This window comes from Aeromonas sp. ASNIH7, from assembly GCF_002903485.1.
Classification (GTDB): Bacteria; Pseudomonadota; Gammaproteobacteria; order Enterobacterales; family Aeromonadaceae; genus Aeromonas; species Aeromonas caviae.
The window spans coordinates 1176304-1192592 of the sequence record NZ_CP026226.1 but is presented as its reverse complement, the minus strand read 5'-3'; the positions used below and the strand labels follow the sequence as shown (position 1 = coordinate 1192592).

The window sequence follows — 16289 nt, the reverse complement described above, 5'->3', positions numbered from 1 at the left end:
AGGGAGCCTCGGCTCCCTGTTGATTCTACTCGCTTTCTTGTCGCAGGCTCGTCAAATCCAGCTTGGCTGCTTCGCCTCGAAGGCGCTGATGGCGGCCTCGTGCTGCAGGGTCAGACCGATGGCATCCAGCCCGTTGAGCAGACAGTAGCGACGGAACTCGTCGATTTCGAAGCGGAACGTGAGGCTGCCTGCACGCACCTGGTTGGCCTCCAGATCCACTTCGATCTCGATACCCGGCTGGGCGGCGACCAGCTGGAACAGGGCGTCGACCTCCTCCTCTTTCAGACGAACCGGCACCATGCCGTTGTTGATGGCGTTGCCGTAGAAGATGTCGGCAAAGCTCGGGGCGATCATGGTCTTGAAGCCGTAGTCCGCCAGCGCCCAGGGGGCGTGCTCACGACTCGAGCCGCAGCCGAAGTTCTCGCGGGCCAGCAGGATGCTGGCACCAGCGAATTGCGGTTTGTTCAGTACGAACTCCGGGTTGGGCTGTTCCCCTGCATCGTCCAGGAAGCGCCAGTCGTGGAACAGGTGCTTGCCAAAGCCGATGCGGTTCACCTTCTGCAGGAACTGCTTGGGAATGATGGCGTCGGTGTCGACGTTGGCGCTGTCGAGGGGAACGACGATCCCTTTATGCTGTTTGAAACCTGTCATGTACGTTCCCTCTTACAGTGCACGAATGTCGGCGAAGCGGCCGGTGACGGCGGCGGCGGCGGCCATGGCCGGGCTCACCAGGTGGGTGCGACCGGCACGACCCTGACGCCCCTCGAAGTTGCGGTTGCTGGTGGAGGCGCAGCGCTCCCCCGGTTGCAGCCGGTCGTTGTTCATGGCCAGACACATGGAGCAGCCGGGCAAACGCCACTCAAAGCCTGCCTCGATGAAGATCTTGTCCAGCCCCTCGGCCTCGGCCTGGGCCTTCACCTGCTCGGAGCCCGGCACCACCAGGGCCTGTACCCCGGCGGCGACCTTGCGGCCACGGGCGATGGCGGCGGCAGCGCGCAGATCCTCGATGCGGCTGTTGGTGCACGAACCGATGAACACCTTGTCGATGGCCACGTCGGAGAGCTTCTGGCCCGGTTGCAGGTCCATGTAGGCGAGGGCCTTGCGGGCGGACTGCTGCTCCACCGGATCGGCGAAGGATTCCGGGGCAGGGATGGGCTCATTGACGGCAATCACCTGGCCCGGGTTGGTGCCCCAGGTCACTTGCGGGGCGATGTCGGCGGCGTCGAGCACCACTTCGGCATCGAAGTGGGCACCCTCGTCGCTCTTGAGGGTCAGCCAGTAGGCGATGGCCTGCTCCAGCGCCTCCCCCTTGGGAGCGAACTCCTTGCCACGGATGTAGTCGATGGTGGTCTGGTCGGGGGCAATCATGCCCGCTTTGGCGCCGAGCTCGATGGCCATGTTGCACACCGTCATGCGCCCTTCCATGGTGAGCCCCTCGATGGCTTCACCGGCGAACTCCACCACGTAGCCGGTCCCGCCTGCGTGACCCACCTTGCCGATGATGGCGAGCACCACGTCTTTGGCGCTGATGCCTGCGGCCAGCTTGCCGTTGACAGAGATACGCATGGTCCTGGCGCGGCCCTGTTTCAGGGTCTGGGTGGCCATTACGTGTTCCACTTCGGAGGTGCCGATACCGAATGCGAGCGACCCGAAGGCGCCGTGGGTGGCGGTGTGGGAGTCACCGCAGACGATGGTGGTGCCGGGCAATGTGATGCCGAGCTCGGGGCCCATCACGTGGACGATGCCCTGGTATTTGTGGTTCAAGTCATAGAGACGAACCCCGAACGCCTTGCAGTTGGCGGCGAGTGTCTCCATCTGGATGCGGGCCATCTCGCCGGAGGCGGCGATGTCCTTGGTGGTGGTGGAGACGTTGTGATCCATGGTGGCCCAGGTCAGATCCGGGCGACGCAGCTGGCGGTTCATGGCGCGCAGGCCGTCGAATGCCTGGGGGCTGGTCACTTCATGCACCAGATGACGGTCGATGTAGATGAGAGGGGTTTCCCCTTCCACTTCCCGCACCACGTGGGCGTCGAACACTTTCTGATAGAGGGTCTTGGACATTGCTCGGTTTCCTTGTTATCGATGCCGTGGGATCAGATGCGCGCGGCGATCTGGCTGCCCATGTCGGCCGTGCTCTGCACCGGGTGCGTGGCGCTGGCCTGATGCAGGTCGGCGGTGAAATAGCCTTCTGCCAGGGTCTGGGCCACGGCTTGCTCGATGGCCTGGGCGGCGGCTTCCTGGCCGAGACTGTAGCGCAGCATCAGGGCGGCGGAGAGGATCTGGGCGATGGGATTCGCAATCCCCTTGCCGGCGATATCCGGGGCCGAGCCACCGGCCGGCTCGAACAGGCCGAAGCCGGATTCGTTAAGGCTGGCGGAGGGGAGCAGGCCCATGGAGCCAGTGATCATGGCGCACTCGTCGGAGAGGATGTCACCGAACAGGTTGGAGCAGAGCAGCACGTCGAACTGGGACGGATCCTTGATGAGCTGCATGGTGGCGTTGTCGATGTACATGTGGTTCAGGGCCACGTCCGGGTAGGACTTGGCGACCTCGGTCACCACCTCGCGCCACAGGATGGAGGAGGCGAGCACGTTGGCCTTGTCGATGGAGGTGACCCTGGACTTGCGCACCCGGGCCGACTCAAACGCTATCTTGGCGATGCGCTCGATCTCGAAGCGGTGGTACACCTCGGTGTCGAAGGCCTTCTCGGTGGCGCCTTCCCCTTCACGCCCCTTGGGCTGGCCGAAATAGATGCCGCCGGTCAGCTCGCGCACGCAGGCGATGTCGAAGCCGCGATCGGAGATGTCGGCACGCAGCGGGGAGAACTGCTCCAGACCGGTGTAGATGCGGGCCGGGCGCAGGTTGCAGAACAGTTTGAAGTGGGCACGCAGGGGCAGCAGGGCACCGCGCTCCGGCTGATCGTTGGGCGGCAGGTGCTCCCACTTGGGGCCACCCACCGATCCGAACAGCACCGCATCGGCCGCTTCGCAGCCTTTGATCGTGCTCTGGGGCAGCGGTGTGCCGTGGTTGTCGATGGCGATGCCGCCGACGTCGTGACGGTCATAGTCGAGGGAGAAGCCGAATTTGGTCTGCACCTTTTCCAGTACCTTGATGGCCTCAGCCATCACTTCCGGGCCAATGCCGTCACCCGGCAATACTGCGATCCGATAACTGCTCATACTCTCTCCGTCTTGATAGTGTGATTCCGTTTCATCCGGGAGGCCGGTCCGGGCCACTGCCCTGGCCCCGGTCCTCCCCATGTCATGCTGTCATCTTGTCCGGCGGCGGGCTCAGACGGTTTCCGATTTGATGGTGTGGTTGCGCTCCATCTGCTCGGCGACCTGGTCCGCGCGCCAGATGCTGTTGATCACGTGGACCAGGGCCTGGGCCGAGGATTCGATGATGTCGGTGGCCAGCCCCATGCCGTGGAACTTGCGCCCCTTGTACTCGGCGACGATGTCCACCTGGCCGAGGGCGTTCTTGCCCTCGCCCTTGCCTTTGAGTTCGTATTTATCGATGCGGATCTCGTAGCCGGTGATGCGGTTGATGCACTGGTAGACCGCATCCACCGGGCCGTTGCCGGTGGCGGCCTCGCACACCAGATCCTGGCCTACCTTGAGCTTGACCGAGGCGGTGGCGAGCACCGAGCTGCCGCTCTGCACGCCGAGGTACTCCAGCTTGAAGTGCTCGGGCTCCTCGTGGATCTGGCTGAAGAAGGCGAGGGCCTCCAGGTCGTAGTCGAACACCTGGCCCTTCTTGTCGGCCAGGGTGAGGAACTTGGCGTAGAGATCGTCGAGGTCGTAGCTGCTCTCGGCGTAGCCCATGGACTCCATCCGGTGCTTGATGACGTGGCGGCCGGAGCGGGAGGTCATGTTGAGGTTGTTCTGGGTGAGACCGATGCTCTCGGGGGTGATGATTTCATAGGTGTTCTTCGCCTTGAGCACGCCATCCTGATGGATGCCTGAGCTGTGGGAGAAGGCGTTGGCGCCGACGATGGCCTTGTTGGGCTGCACCGGCATGTTGCAGATTTGACTGACGAGGGTACTGGTGCGGTGGATCTCGCTGTGGCGAATGTTGGTGTGTACCCCGAGCAGGTCGGCACGGGTCTTCAGGATCATCGCGACCTCTTCCAGAGAGCAGTTGCCAGCACGCTCGCCGATGCCGTTGATGGTGCACTCGATCTGGCGGGCCCCCATCTGCACGGCACTGATGGAGTTGGCCACCGAGAGGCCCAGATCGTCGTGGCAGTGCACCGAGATGATGGCCTTGTCGATGTTGGGTACCCGGTTGAACAGGGTGTGGATGATGCCGGAGAATTCGGTCGGCACCGTGTAGCCCACGGTGTCAGGAATGTTGATGGTGCGGGCGCCGGCCTTGATGGCGGCTTCCACCATGCGGCACAGGTTGTCTATCGGGGTGCGGCCCGCATCCTCGCAGGAGAACTCCACGTCATCGGTGTAGCGCAAGGCGTGCTTGATGGCGCCGACCCCCATCTCCAGCACGTCTTCGAAGCTCTTTTTCAGCTTGCTCTCCACGTGGATGGAGGAGGTGGAGATGAAGGTGTGGATGCGAAACGCCTCTGCCACTTTCAAGGCTTCGCCGGCGGCATCGATGTCTTTTTGCAGGGCGCGAGCCAGTGCGCAGACCCGGCTGTTCTTGATGTGGCGGGCGATGGTCTGAACCGATTGAAAATCGCCGGGGGAGGAGACGGGGAAACCCACTTCCATGATATCGACACCGAGCCGCTCCAGCGCCTGGGCGATCTGCAGCTTCTCCTTGACCGTCAAGCTGGCCGACAGCGCCTGCTCACCATCACGCAAGGTGGTGTCGAATATGATGACCCGATCTGACATGTGACTTCCCTCTTCCTAAGTTCGCTGCGTGCATCCTGCATGGCATAAAAAAACCCGTGCGGGGTGCACGGGTTTCTGTAAATTCCGGCTATGCCTTAGCCCGGCTACAAGGATCCCGCGCGAGGAGTCGCGATTAGGGAGAGCAGTAGTAGCGGAGCGGCAATACGCATGATGTCTCAATCCTTCCAGTCGATAACGCTACTACCAATAACGAGATTTTTATGCTGTGTCAACCGGAATGGACAGGTTCAATCCACTGGTTTATTTAATCGGATTGTAAAGGAGTGCAAATTCTCTTGTCCCATATTCGGTTCATGCCTGATTATCTGGTCATTCCTGCTGTACTCGATCACCCGCACAATCAGATCGACTTATCAGCCCTTGCTGAATTATCTGAGGTATTCCATGGAAAAACGCAGACCTGGCCGTCCAGTCGGACGTTCCGACATTCGTGACAAGCTGCTTGCCGCCGCACGCGAACGTTTTCTCAACACCCCCTACAGCAAGGTGACGACCCGCGAGATTGCCGAGCTGGCAGGCTCCAATCTGGCGATGATCCACTACTACTTCGGCAGCAAGGAAGGCCTCTACAAGGCGGTGCTGGGGGATGTGGCCGAGCCCCTCGAGCAAGCCTGGCACGACGAGAGCAGCAACCGCAGCCTGACCGATCTGCTCAACACCTACTATCAGGTGATGGCGCCCAACAGCGAGCTGACCTCCGCCATCTCCAGCGCATTGTCCACTGAAAAGAGCCCGGGGCGTGATTTTGTGCTGAGCCGCCTGCTGGATCGCCAACTTCCCCAGTTCGATGCCCTGCTCGAGTCCATGCGCTCCAACGGCCAGCTGGCGGACAACCTGGACCCCGAGATGCTGAAGATCTCCTTCCTCAGCATGATGTGGCAGCCTTTCGTGATGAAGGATCTCTACGAACAGGTGTTTGGTCTGACGGTGGACGAGCACTTCATGAGCCGCCTCGCGGCCCACAACTGCCGCCTGATGGAAAACGGCCTGCGCGGTGCCCTGAACTGACTTTTTCGGGATGACGGATGAAAAAGGGCCCCTGGGCCCTTTTTTTCATCAATCTGTTATCTGGGCGTCAACGAAGTGTCATGCCGCCCTCCTAGTCTGCACTCAGGATGCAAGGGAGGGCCGTGATGAACAAGATCCAGCAATGGGACCTGCGGGTGTGCCGTGTCTGCCTGCTCCACCCCTACAATCAGCCGCAGGCCAGGATAAGCCGGCTTGTCTCCCGTACCGGTGACGGCCCCCTCTATGCCGTGGCGGCCTGCCTGCTCTGGTGGCAGGGGATCGCCGGGCAGGAGGCGGTCAGGGTGGCGCTCTGGGCGTTTGCCCTCGAGTTGCCGCTCTACCTGCTGCTCAAGAATGCCCTCAAACGCCAGCGCCCGGCAGGGCTACCTGTCTTCATCACCCCGTCGGATCGTTACAGCCTGCCCTCGGGTCACACCGCGGCCGCCTTTCTGATGGCGACCGTACTGGCCGCCAGTTTCCCGCTCTGGGCACCGCTGCTGTTTGTCTGGGCCGCGCTGGTGGGGGCGTCCCGCCTGCTGCTCGGGGTGCATTATCTGAGTGATCTGGTGGCCGGGGCGCTGCTTGGCGGTGGTTGCGCCCTCTGGGCGCTGGGTTGGAGCCAGGGATGAGGATACTGTTCGGCGTTCAGGGGACCGGCAACGGTCATATCAGTCGTAGCCGGACCCTGGCGCGCGCATTGAAGAGCAGGGGCGTGGCGGTGGACTATCTGTTCAGCGGGCGCGCCGCTGACGGCTACTTCGAGATGGGGGAGTTCGGGGATTATCGCACCTTCCCCGGTATCACTTTCGCCAGCCATCAGGGGCGCATCTCGGGCTGGCGCACCCTCAAGGGACTCTCTCCCCTGCGTTTCTGGCAAGATCTGCGTGCCCTCGATTGTCGCGAGTACGATCTGGTCATCAGCGACTTCGAGCCGCTCACTGCCCATGCTGCTCGCCGCTGGGGCAAACCCAGCCTCACCATCAGCCATCAGGCGAGCTTCGACTGGCCGATCCCGCGCTGGGGAGAGAGCGGCTTCAACCGCCAGCTGATGCGCCATTTTGCGCCGGTACGCCAGTCCCTGGGGCTGCACTGGTTCCATTTCGGCCAGCCCCTGCTGCCTCCCATCGTCGATCCCCTCGAGCCGGTGCCGGACAACCAGCAGATCCTGGTTTATCTGCCATTCGAGCAGACAGAGACGATCGCGGCCCTGTTGTCGCGTTTCAGCCCGCAGTCGTTCATCTGCTTCCATCCCGAGGTGCGCAAGCGCAGCGAGTGGCGCAACATCCGCTTTGAACCTCAGGCCAGAGAGGGGTTCAAGCTGGCGCTGGCCGGTTGTCGCGGGGTCATCAGCAATGCGGGATTTGAGCTTGCCTCCGAGGCGCTCTCCCTTGGCAAGAAGCTGCTGGTCAAACCTCTGGGTGGCCAGTTTGAGCAGTTGACCAACGGCAGGACCCTGGAGCTGATGGGGCTGGCCCAGTTGATGGACAGCCTGGATGCCAATGCGGTGCGAAGCTGGCTGGAGGCCCCTTCTCCTGGCAGGGTACGCTATCCCGATGTGGCAGGAGAGCTGGCCGACTGGTTGCTGGCCGGGGCCGGGGAGGAGGTGGGGGCGCTCTCCCGCCGCCTCTGGGGCAGGACCCTCTTTCCGGAGGAGGTGTGTGACAGCCTGGGGGAGCTTGCCAGCCGTACCGGCCAGGAGCGTCCCTGGTTATCCCAACTCAGCGCCTTTGACTAAACTGAGTCGATCCCACCACGGAGAGGACGGACACCATGCGCTTTACCAATGAAAACGGCGACACCATGACTCTGGCAGACAATCTCACCCTGCATGAGCTGCTCGACATGGGTGTCAGCATTTCGGTCTGCGAAGAGACGGATCCGGATCAGCAGATCTGGCTGGCAGAGCCCGAAGACGAGCAGTGAAACCAGCCTGTTTTTGACGGCCCACCCCCTCGGGGTGGGCCGTTTATTTTGTTCCTGACCGACGCGGGCAGCATGATCCGCTGGTTGTTCCCCCCAGGGCCCCTCTTTGTTGCCCGTCTGGTGGCCAAGTCACTGAATGTTAATAGCTGTTTGAAATTTATGACTGTTATGGCCAGACAAAGCCGTGGACAAGCGTTCACGGGCGGGTTAAGTTGGTTTTTCACCCGCTTTTCGGGTGAATGATGGAAAACCCCTATTTTTCTACTATCGACGGCTCCGAACTCGCCTGATCTGCCTGCAGACAACAACAAGACTCGGATCGGCGCTGCCGGGAAGCAGCGGACTGTCGATAGCTTTCGCTTAACGGAGCAAAGCCTGGAGGGCTTTATCATGGAGATGTTATCAGGCGCCCAGATGGTGGTTAGAGCGCTGGAAGATCAGGGAGTGGAACACGTTTTCGGCTACCCTGGTGGCTCAGTGCTCGACATCTATGACGCTCTCTTCGAAAACGGCAAGATGGAGCATGTCCTCGTGCGGCACGAGCAGGCCGCAGTGCACATGGCGGACGGTTACGCCCGCTCCACCGGCAAGGTGGGCACTGTGCTGGTGACCTCGGGTCCCGGCGCCACCAACTGCATCACGGGGATCGCCACCGCCTACATGGATTCCATTCCCCTGGTGATCCTGTCCGGCCAGGTGCCGACCAGCATGATCGGGGAGGATGCGTTCCAGGAGACCGACATGATCGGCATCTCCCGCCCGGTGGTGAAGCACAGCTTCCTGTGCAAGAAAGCCAGCGACATTCCCGAGGCCATCAAGAAGGCCTATTACATTGCCGCCAGTGGCCGCCCGGGGCCCGTGGTGGTGGATCTGCCCAAAGACGTGCAGAATCCGAAAGAGAAGTTCCCCTATCAGTATCCCGAGTCCGTTTCCCTGCGCTCCTACAATCCGACCAAGGCGGGACACAAGGGCCAGATCAAGCGGGCTGCCAAGCTGCTGACCGAGGCGAGCCGCCCGGTCATGTACGTGGGTGGCGGCGCCATCAACGCCAATGCGGATCACCTGGTGACCAAGCTGGCGGAGCTGCTGAACCTGCCGGTGACCACCACGCTCATGGGGCTGGGCGCCTTCTCCGGCACCCATCCGCAGTTCATCGGCATGCTCGGCATGCACGGCACCTTCGAAGCGAACAAGAGCATGCACAACGCGGATCTCATCTTCGCCGTGGGTGCCCGCTTCGATGATCGCGTGACCAACAACGTCAGCAAGTTCTGCCCCAACGCCACCATAGTCCACATCGACATCGATCCCACCTCCATCTCCAAGACGGTGCAGGCTCATGTGCCCATCGTCGGCTCGGTGGAAACCGTGCTGGAGCAGATGCTGGAAGTGATCCGCGAGTGCGGCTTTGACAACGACAAGCAGGCGTTGGCGGACTGGTGGGAGCAGATCAACCAGTGGCGCTCCCGCAACTGCCTGGCCTACGAGACTCATCCCACCCTGATCAAGCCGCAGCAGGTCATCGAGACTCTCTACAAGGTGACCAAGGGGGAGGCCTTCGTCGCCTCCGACGTGGGCCAGCACCAGATGTTTGCCGCCCTCTACTACCCGTTTGCCAAACCGCGCCAGTGGATCAACTCAGGTGGTCTCGGCACCATGGGGTTCGGCATTCCGGCCGCCATGGGCGCCCAGTTTGCCAACCCGGAAGCCGTGGTCTGCTGCGTCACCGGCGACGGCTCGGTGCAGATGAACATCCAGGAGCTCTCCACCTGCATGCAGTACGGGGTGCCCATCAAGATCATCTCCATCAACAACCGTGCGCTGGGCATGGTCAAGCAGTGGCAGAAGATGTTCTACGGCGGCCGTCACAGCCACTCCTACATGGAATCCCTGCCTGACTTCGTCAAGCTGGCAGAAGCCTATGGCCACGTCGGCATTGCGGTGAGCGATCCGGCGGAGCTGGAGAGCGCCATGGAGAAGGCCTTTGCCATGAAGGACAGACTGGTGTTCATGGACATCTCGGTCGATCCGGACGAGCACGTCTATCCGATGCAGATCAAATTTGGCGCCATGGACGAGATGTGGCTGAGCAAGACGGAGAGAACCTGATGAGACATATAATTTCCGTTCTGCTGGAGAACGAATCCGGTGCCCTGAGCCGTGTGGTAGGTCTCTTCTCCCAGCGCGGCTACAACATCGAGACCCTGACGGTGGCCCCCACCGAGGATCCCACCCTGTCCCGCATGACCATCGTCACCATGGGGGATGAGCGGGTGCTGGAGCAGATCCAGAAGCAGCTGCACAAGCTGGTGGACGTGCTCAAGGTGTGTGACCTGAGCGAGGGTGAGCACATCGAGCGGGAGATCGCGCTGGTCAAGGCGCGCGCCGCCGGTGGTGCCCGTGACGAACTGAAGCGGCTGGCGGACATCTTCCGTGGCCAGATCGTCGACGTCACCCCCGAGCTCTACACGGTGCAGCTCGTCGGGACCAGCGAAAAGCTGGACGCCTTCATCAAGACGGCTGCCCAGACCAACGAGATCATCGAAGTGGTGCGCTCCGGTGTCTGTGGCATCTCCCGGGCGGACAAATCCCTGCGTCCCTGATGTGGCCGGATGTGAAAATAGCTGTTCAAGGGCTCTTCGGAGCCCTTTTTCGTGTCTGGCAGCGTTGCGGGCAAGTGGGGGCGCCGGTAGGGATGCTGGCCACAGCATCAGGAGGTTATCGAGGGGGTGAAAGAGAAGGGGGAAGGGAGGGGCTTCACCCGTCATTTTCTTTCAAATGATCGGTAAACTATCCACAAAAGCTGTGGAAAACTCTGTAGATTAGCGGTGTGTCAGGCGTTAGTCTCATGATCTTAAAGGAATATTTCAATTTGATCCTGGCTGGATCGCATTTGTGCAATCCCCTGGCGAGGGTGTGAGCGTTTGCTTATCCCTCGTGCCTTGCCAAGGGCGGAACGCGGATCTGTCCGTGGATCCGGGCGGGATCCCGATCTGATCTTGCGGATCAACATTTCTGGGCGCGAGCCATAAAAAAACCCGCCTCTCGGCGGGTTTTTCATTGCATCGGACTGCGGGTCGATTACTCGGCCTGGGCTGCCTGGATGCCGGTCAGGGCGATGGTGTAGACGATGTCGTCCACCAGGGCGCCACGGGAGAGGTCGTTGACCGGCTTGCGCATGCCTTGCAGCATGGGGCCGATGGAGACCAGCTCGGCGGAGCGCTGTACCGCCTTGTAGGTGGTGTTGCCGGTGTTGAGATCCGGGAAGACGAACACGGTGGCCTTGCCGGCAACCGGGGAGTTCGGTGCCTTGGACTTGGCGACGTTCTCCATGATGGCCGCATCGTACTGCAGCGGGCCGTCGATGATGAGGTCGGGACGCTTGGCCTTGGCCAGCTCGGTGGCTTCACGCACTTTCTCCACATCCGCGCCGGCGCCGGAGGTGCCGGTGGAGTAGGAGATCATGGCCACGCGCGGCTCGATGCCGAAGGCGGCAGCGGAGTCGGCGGACTGGATGGCGATCTCGGCCAGTTGCTCGGCGGTGGGATCCGGGTTGATGGCGCAGTCACCGTAGACCAGCACCTGATCCGGCAGCAGCATGAAGAAGATGGAGGAGATCAGGGAAGAGCCCGGGGCGGTCTTGATGATCTGCATCGGCGGACGGATGGTGTTGGCAGTGGTGTGCACGGCGCCGGATACCAGACCGTCGACCTCGTTGCGCTCCAGCATCATGGTACCCAGTACCACGTTGTCTTCCAGCTGCTCGCGGGCAACCACTTCGGTCATGCCCTTGTTCTTGCGCAGCTCGACCAGACGGGCCACGTAACGCTCGCGTACGGCAACGGGATCGATGATCTCGACGCGGTCGGTCAGTACTACGCCCTGCTGTTCGGCAACACGACGGATCTCTTCCGGGTTGCCCAGCAGCACCGGACGGGCGATGCCACGCTCGGCACAGATAGCGGCCGCCTTGATGGTCCGCGGCTCTTCCCCTTCCGGCAGCACGACGCGCTTGTTGGCCTGACGGGCCAGCTCGGTCAGCTGATAGCGGAAGGCCGGCGGGCTCAGGCGACGGGAGCGGGTGGACTTGGCGGAGAGAGACTCGATCCAGTGCTTGTCGATGTGACCAGCAACGTAGTCCTGCACCAGCTCGATACGCTCGCGGTCATCTTCCGGAATGTCGACGTTGAAGTTCTGCAGGCTGACGGCGGTCTGCCAGGTGTTGGTGCCGGTGATCATGATCGGCAGACCGGTGGCCATGGCCTGTTGGCACAGGGCCATCACCTGGGGTTCCGGGTGGTAGTTGCCGGTCAGCAGCAAGGCACCCAGCTTGACGCCGTTCATGGCGGACAGGCAGGCGGAGACGATGACGTCGGAGCGGTCGCCGGAGGTCACCAGCAGGCTGCCCGGACGGAAGTGCTCGATCATGTTGTGGATTGAGCGGGCGCAGAAGGTCACGGTCTGCAGGCGGCGGCTTTCCAGCTCACCCTTGTTGATGATCTTGGCGGCCAGGTGCTTGGCGAGATCCTTGGCGCGCGGGGCGATCAGCTGGGTGTTCCAGGGGATGCAGCCGAGGATGCGCAGCGGACTCTTGCCGAAGACCTGCAGTACTTCCAGGTTGTGGCCGGTGTCGGCGCCGTGGTGGTGCGCTTCGAACATCTCGGTCAGGTCGGGACGGGTCACGCCGTGCTCGTCAACCGGGGCACCTACCTTGTTGATGACGCAGCCCACGATGCGCGGGTTGTTGACGCCACCGAAGTTGGAGCAGGCCAGCTCGATGCGCTCTTTGAGCTTCTGGCTGGAGTCGTTGCCCGGATGGGTCACGAACACCATGTCGGCGTCCAGCGCCTTGGCGACGTCGTAGTTCAGCTTGTTGGCAAAGGGTTGCTTGTCGGTCGGAACCAGGCCCTCGATCACCACCACTTCGGCACCGCTGGTCTTCACGTGCTCTTCGAAGCGGGCCACGATCTCTTCCAGCAGGATGTCGGTGTTGCTGGAGGTGATCATGTTCTCGGCGTAGGAGAGGGCGAACGGCTCGGGCGGGTTGATGTTGGCAGCGGCGCGGATCACGGCGGTGGAGCGCTCGGTACCGGTTTCACCCGGACGCGGCTGGGCGACCGGTTTGAAGAAGCTGACATTGACACCGTGACGTTCCATGGCGCGAACGACGCCAAGACTCACGGAGGTTACGCCGACACCAGTGCCGACCGGGATGAGCATAATAGTGCGTGCCACTTATTACCCCTTGTTCATTTTTTGGGATCAGGAAAAGGCCGCCCTGGGGCGGCCTTGCTCTACAGCTAATTTATGCGCCGACCAGTTCCAGCGCGTCGTGGGCGATGACCCACTCTTCGTTGGTCGGGATAACCAGGGCCTTGGTGGAACCAGCCTTGGTGATCTCGCCGCCCTTGCCGAAGCGAGCCTTCAGGTTGGCGTCGTGGTCGACGTCAAAGCCCAGCAGGCCCAGCTTGTTCAGGGTGATCTCACGGATCGGGGCGGAGTTCTCGCCGATGCCGCCGGTGAAGACCACGGCATCCAGACGACCGTCCATGGCGGCGGCGTAGGCACCGATGTACTTGGCCAGACGGTAGCAGTACACGTCCATGGCGCGCTTGGCTTCTTCCTTGCTGTCGTAGTTGTCTTCAACGAAACGGCAGTCGGAGGTGACTTCGGTCAGACCCTGCAGGCCGGATTCCTTGGTCAGCATGGTGTTGATCTCGGCAACGCTCATGCCCAGCTTGTCGTGCAGGAAGAAGATGATGGCCGGATCGATGTCACCGGAACGGGTACCCATCACCAGGCCTTCCAGCGGGGTCAGGCCCATGGAGGTGTCGACGGACTGGCCGTTCTTGATGGCGCAGACGGAGCCGCCGTTGCCCAGGTGGCAGTTGATGATGTTGAGCTCTTCCACCGGCTTGTTCAGCTGCTTGGCCGCTTCCAGGCTGATGTAGTAGTGGCTGGTGCCGTGGGCGCCGTAGCGACGGATGCCGTTCTCTTTGTAGAGCTTGTACGGCAGGGCGTACAGGAAGGCTTCTTCCGGCATGGTCTGGTGGAAGGCGGTGTCGAACACGGCGACGTTCTTCTCGGCCAGTTCCGGGAAGACCTTCAGGGCGGCACGGATACCGATCAGGTGAGCCGGGTTGTGCAGCGGTGCGTAAGGAATGGCGGCTTCGATGCCGGCAATGACGTCATCACAGATGCGAACGGAGGAGGTGAAACGCTCGCCGCCGTGTACCACGCGGTGGCCGATGGCGATCAGGTTCTTGGACAGTTCCGGGTTGAGCGGCAGGATCTTGTGAACGATGAAGTCCAGCGCTTCCTGGTGAGCGGCACCGGCACCCAGATCAGCGTTGCCTTTCTCGCCGTTCAGCTTCCACTTGATGCGGGCGTCGTCGAGGTTGAAGCATTCGGCCAGGCCGGACAGCAGGTCATCACCGGTGGTTGCGTCAATGACAGCAAACTTCAGGGACGAGCTGCCACAGTTAAGAACAAGAACCAGCTTACTCATGAATAAATCCTATCGCAGATTGGGTTGGGTTGGAGGATGCGCCGGACGCGGTGCGTCCAAAAACTATCAACTTATCCTTATGAGGGTTGGCAATCTGTTGCTTGCCCCTTGTATAGTGATACAAGACCCGAAATTCAGACGTCCCTGACAGGTCAGTGGCCGTGCCCCAGCGTAAAAATGGGCGTACAAAGGATAACCTGATTGTTGAAAAATAACAAAGTCATCCTCAACCTTTGTTATTGCCTCTCAAATATTGTCGAGGTTTTGCCGTTAATGCGTTCGAAAAGAGCTCGGAGGTAGCATGAGCATGAACATTTTTGGAACTAAATTACAGCAAGGCCGTCATTATATGACTCTTTGGCCGCGCCGTCCCGAGCTTAATTCCATGTTCCCGGAGAATCGGGTGATCAAGGCCACCGAATTCGCCCTCAAGGTGATCCCGGCACTGGCGGTGCTCAGCGTCATGGTGCAGTTCCAGTTTGGCGAGCTTCATTACTGGCCCTCCGTGATGGCGTCCGTGCTCTTCCTGCTCAGCCTGCCGCTGCAAGGGTACTACTGGCTCGGCCAGCGCGCCGATACCCGGCTGCCCCCCTCCCTCGCCACCTGGTATCGGGAGATAAACGGCAAGATGAACGAGCAAGGGGGCCAGCGTCAGCTGGTGGCCCGTCCCCGCTACGAAGAGCTGGCCGATACCCTCAACGCCGCCTTCAAGCAGCTGGACAAATCCTTCCTCTACGAATGACTTTCCTGAGTCAGACTGACGACAAAGGCGCCCTCAGGCGCCTTTTTCACATTCAGGCGGCCAGCACCTTGCTGATCTCCTGGATGGAGAGCTTGTACTGACGGGGGCACTGACGCCAGACCGCCAGCATGCGCTGGTACTTGTCCCGCATGGCGATGTCGCTGGAGAGCTCATCGCAGGGGCAGGGCAGTTCGGGGAAGCGCTTGTCCACTTCCAGCAGGAAGCAGACGTAATCCGCCAGTTCCCGCTCCTGGCTGCGGCTGTAGCCGTTGAAGGCAAGGCGGCTCTCGTTGACATCGGCCCGGGCGCTGGCATCCAGGTTGCCCCAGGAGATGGCCAGTGCATGGTGCAGCTCCAGAGTGTCCAGCACCTCCTGGCAGGTGGCGAGATCCAGATGGCCGAAGCTCTTCTCCAGCTCGAGGATCTGCAGGCAGTAGCCGCGCTCGACGATGGTGCTGGCACGCTGGTAAAACGCCGCCTTTTCCGGATTGAGTTTGGCCAGGATCTCGTACTGGTTGCTCAGGATCAGGCGTTCGGTGTGGCTCATGTTCATGGGCTGTCTCGCTGGAAAATGAATCTGGGGTCACGTTAACCCATATCCAGGATGAATTTTTTGATCTGAGAGGGGAGGTTGGCGAGAAAAGGCGGGAGGAGGCGCCCTGGTGAGCCGCCAGAGAGTGGGGGCTGATGCCGTGGTGAAACGAGCAGGGCCCGCCATGGCGAGCCCTGCAACAATGCCGCTGGTGGCTTACCCCTTGACGAGGTCGAGCACCACCTGATGATGATCGCTGGTCTTGAACTTGTCGAAGCGATGGGCAACCTTGCCCTCTTCATCGATGAGGAAACTCAGGCGATGGATGCCGTCATACTCCTTGCCCATGAACTTCTTCGGGCCCCAGACGCCAAAGGCATCGGCCACCGCGTGATCCTCATCGGCCAGCAGGCGGAAGTTGAGGTTGTCGCGCTCCTCGAACTTTTTCAGGCGCTTGGCGCTGTCCGGGCTGATGCCGAGCACCACCACATTGAGGGCAGCCAGCTCGCTATTGACGTCGCGCAGACCGCAGGCCTGGGTGGTGCAACCCGGGGTCATCGCCTTGGGGTAGAAATAGATCAGCACCTTCTTGCCGCGCAGGTCGGCGAGGCGAACCTGATTGCCGTCCTGATCGGAGAGGGAGAAATCGGGGGCCTGGGTACCAGCTTCTAGTGGTGACATGGGGTCTCCTCGGATAAACGC

15 protein-coding genes are annotated in these 16289 nt (G+C 61.4%); 7 read left to right on the top strand and 8 right to left on the bottom strand.

Translation table 11 applies throughout. The annotated features are described in order from the left end of the window. Window positions 1-51: 51 nt before the first annotated feature. The 4 genes from leuD to leuA all read right to left on the bottom strand — a co-directional run bounded on the left by leuD (window position 52) and on the right by leuA (window position 4853). A complete protein-coding gene (leuD, locus tag C2U47_RS05400; RefSeq protein ID WP_103261503.1) occupies window positions 52-651 on the bottom strand; it encodes a 3-isopropylmalate dehydratase small subunit in 600 nt (199 codons plus the stop codon). Window positions 652-663: 12 nt separating this feature from the next. Beyond that, window positions 664-2061 carry a 3-isopropylmalate dehydratase large subunit gene (leuC, locus tag C2U47_RS05395; RefSeq protein WP_041211113.1) on the bottom strand — a complete coding sequence of 466 codons (1398 nt, stop codon included), beginning with the start codon at window positions 2059-2061 and terminating at the stop codon, window positions 664-666. Window positions 2062-2093: 32 nt separating this feature from the next. Beyond that, window positions 2094-3179, bottom strand: a complete 1086-nt coding sequence (gene leuB / locus C2U47_RS05390) for a 3-isopropylmalate dehydrogenase (RefSeq protein WP_039041178.1) — start codon at window positions 3177-3179, stop codon at window positions 2094-2096. 111 nt (window positions 3180-3290) lie between these two features. Beyond that, a complete protein-coding gene (gene leuA / locus C2U47_RS05385; RefSeq protein WP_010673154.1) occupies window positions 3291-4853 on the bottom strand; it encodes a 2-isopropylmalate synthase in 1563 nt (520 codons plus the stop codon). 405 nt (window positions 4854-5258) lie between these two features. Between leuA and C2U47_RS05380 the strand changes: the two genes are divergently transcribed. The 6 genes from C2U47_RS05380 to ilvN all read left to right on the top strand — a co-directional run bounded on the left by C2U47_RS05380 (window position 5259) and on the right by ilvN (window position 10408). Continuing rightward, window positions 5259-5882: a TetR/AcrR family transcriptional regulator gene (locus C2U47_RS05380; RefSeq protein WP_010673155.1), complete on the top strand. Its 624-nt coding sequence runs from the start codon at window positions 5259-5261 to the stop codon at window positions 5880-5882. Between the two features lie 125 nt (window positions 5883-6007). Continuing rightward, window positions 6008-6511, top strand: coding sequence for a phosphatase PAP2 family protein (locus C2U47_RS05375; RefSeq protein WP_103261502.1), 504 nt, complete (start codon window positions 6008-6010; stop codon window positions 6509-6511). Then, window positions 6508-7617, top strand: coding sequence for an MJ1255/VC2487 family glycosyltransferase (locus C2U47_RS05370; protein WP_103261501.1), 1110 nt, complete (start codon window positions 6508-6510; stop codon window positions 7615-7617). Before C2U47_RS05375 ends, C2U47_RS05370 begins: the two co-directional genes overlap by 4 nt. 35 nt (window positions 7618-7652) lie before the next feature. Beyond that, entirely contained in the window at window positions 7653-7805 is a 153-nt protein-coding gene (locus C2U47_RS05365) for a hypothetical protein (protein WP_010673158.1), read from the top strand. Window positions 7806-8195: 390 nt separating this feature from the next. Next, window positions 8196-9914 (top strand): acetolactate synthase 3 large subunit, encoded by a 1719-nt coding sequence (locus C2U47_RS05360; RefSeq protein WP_039041176.1) that lies wholly within the window; start codon window positions 8196-8198, stop codon window positions 9912-9914. Beyond that, the gene (gene ilvN, locus C2U47_RS05355) at window positions 9914-10408 is read left to right on the top strand and encodes an acetolactate synthase small subunit (protein ID WP_010673160.1); all 495 of its coding nucleotides are present in this window, start codon (window positions 9914-9916) and stop codon (window positions 10406-10408) included. The genes C2U47_RS05360 and ilvN overlap by 1 nt, the downstream gene beginning before the upstream one ends. 478 nt (window positions 10409-10886) lie before the next feature. Here ilvN and pta read toward each other — a convergent pair whose 3' ends face one another. Both pta and C2U47_RS05345 read right to left on the bottom strand, forming a co-directional pair. Beyond that, complete coding sequence (gene pta, locus C2U47_RS05350) at window positions 10887-13040, bottom strand: phosphate acetyltransferase (RefSeq protein ID WP_010673161.1); 2154 nt, start codon at window positions 13038-13040, stop codon at window positions 10887-10889. Window positions 13041-13110: 70 nt separating this feature from the next. Further along, entirely contained in the window at window positions 13111-14313 is a 1203-nt protein-coding gene (locus C2U47_RS05345) for an acetate kinase (RefSeq protein WP_010673162.1), read from the bottom strand. A 301-nt stretch (window positions 14314-14614) separates the two neighbouring features. Between C2U47_RS05345 and yfbV the strand changes: the two genes are divergently transcribed. Beyond that, window positions 14615-15055, top strand: coding sequence for a terminus macrodomain insulation protein YfbV (gene yfbV / locus C2U47_RS05340; RefSeq protein WP_029313829.1), 441 nt, complete (start codon window positions 14615-14617; stop codon window positions 15053-15055). A 52-nt stretch (window positions 15056-15107) separates the two neighbouring features. Here yfbV and C2U47_RS05335 read toward each other — a convergent pair whose 3' ends face one another. Both C2U47_RS05335 and bcp read right to left on the bottom strand, forming a co-directional pair. Next, window positions 15108-15608 carry a YfbU family protein gene (locus C2U47_RS05335; RefSeq protein WP_039040945.1) on the bottom strand — a complete coding sequence of 167 codons (501 nt, stop codon included), beginning with the start codon at window positions 15606-15608 and terminating at the stop codon, window positions 15108-15110. Window positions 15609-15803: 195 nt separating this feature from the next. Then, window positions 15804-16268 (bottom strand): thioredoxin-dependent thiol peroxidase, encoded by a 465-nt coding sequence (bcp, locus tag C2U47_RS05330; RefSeq protein ID WP_010673165.1) that lies wholly within the window; start codon window positions 16266-16268, stop codon window positions 15804-15806. Window positions 16269-16289: the final 21 nt, after the last annotated feature.

What these genes read in the sequence shown, in the direction of transcription:
- leuA (WP_010673154.1), bottom strand. Translation starts at nt 4,853, where the DNA reads ATGTCAGATCGGGTCATCATATTCGACACCACCTTGCGTGATGGTGAG.
- C2U47_RS05360 (WP_039041176.1), top strand. Translation starts at nt 8,196, where the DNA reads ATGGAGATGTTATCAGGCGCCCAGATGGTGGTTAGAGCGCTGGAAGAT.
- bcp (WP_010673165.1), bottom strand. Translation starts at nt 16,268, where the DNA reads ATGTCACCACTAGAAGCTGGTACCCAGGCCCCCGATTTCTCCCTCTCC.
- yfbV (WP_029313829.1), top strand. Translation starts at nt 14,615, where the DNA reads ATGAGCATGAACATTTTTGGAACTAAATTACAGCAAGGCCGTCATTAT.
- C2U47_RS05335 (WP_039040945.1), bottom strand. Translation starts at nt 15,608, where the DNA reads ATGAACATGAGCCACACCGAACGCCTGATCCTGAGCAACCAGTACGAG.
- leuD (WP_103261503.1), bottom strand. Translation starts at nt 651, where the DNA reads ATGACAGGTTTCAAACAGCATAAAGGGATCGTCGTTCCCCTCGACAGC.
- C2U47_RS05380 (WP_010673155.1), top strand. Translation starts at nt 5,259, where the DNA reads ATGGAAAAACGCAGACCTGGCCGTCCAGTCGGACGTTCCGACATTCGT.
- C2U47_RS05370 (WP_103261501.1), top strand. Translation starts at nt 6,508, where the DNA reads ATGAGGATACTGTTCGGCGTTCAGGGGACCGGCAACGGTCATATCAGT.
- leuB (WP_039041178.1), bottom strand. Translation starts at nt 3,179, where the DNA reads ATGAGCAGTTATCGGATCGCAGTATTGCCGGGTGACGGCATTGGCCCG.
- ilvN (WP_010673160.1), top strand. Translation starts at nt 9,914, where the DNA reads ATGAGACATATAATTTCCGTTCTGCTGGAGAACGAATCCGGTGCCCTG.
- C2U47_RS05365 (WP_010673158.1), top strand. Translation starts at nt 7,653, where the DNA reads ATGCGCTTTACCAATGAAAACGGCGACACCATGACTCTGGCAGACAAT.
- leuC (WP_041211113.1), bottom strand. Translation starts at nt 2,061, where the DNA reads ATGTCCAAGACCCTCTATCAGAAAGTGTTCGACGCCCACGTGGTGCGG.
- C2U47_RS05375 (WP_103261502.1), top strand. Translation starts at nt 6,008, where the DNA reads ATGAACAAGATCCAGCAATGGGACCTGCGGGTGTGCCGTGTCTGCCTG.
- C2U47_RS05345 (WP_010673162.1), bottom strand. Translation starts at nt 14,313, where the DNA reads ATGAGTAAGCTGGTTCTTGTTCTTAACTGTGGCAGCTCGTCCCTGAAG.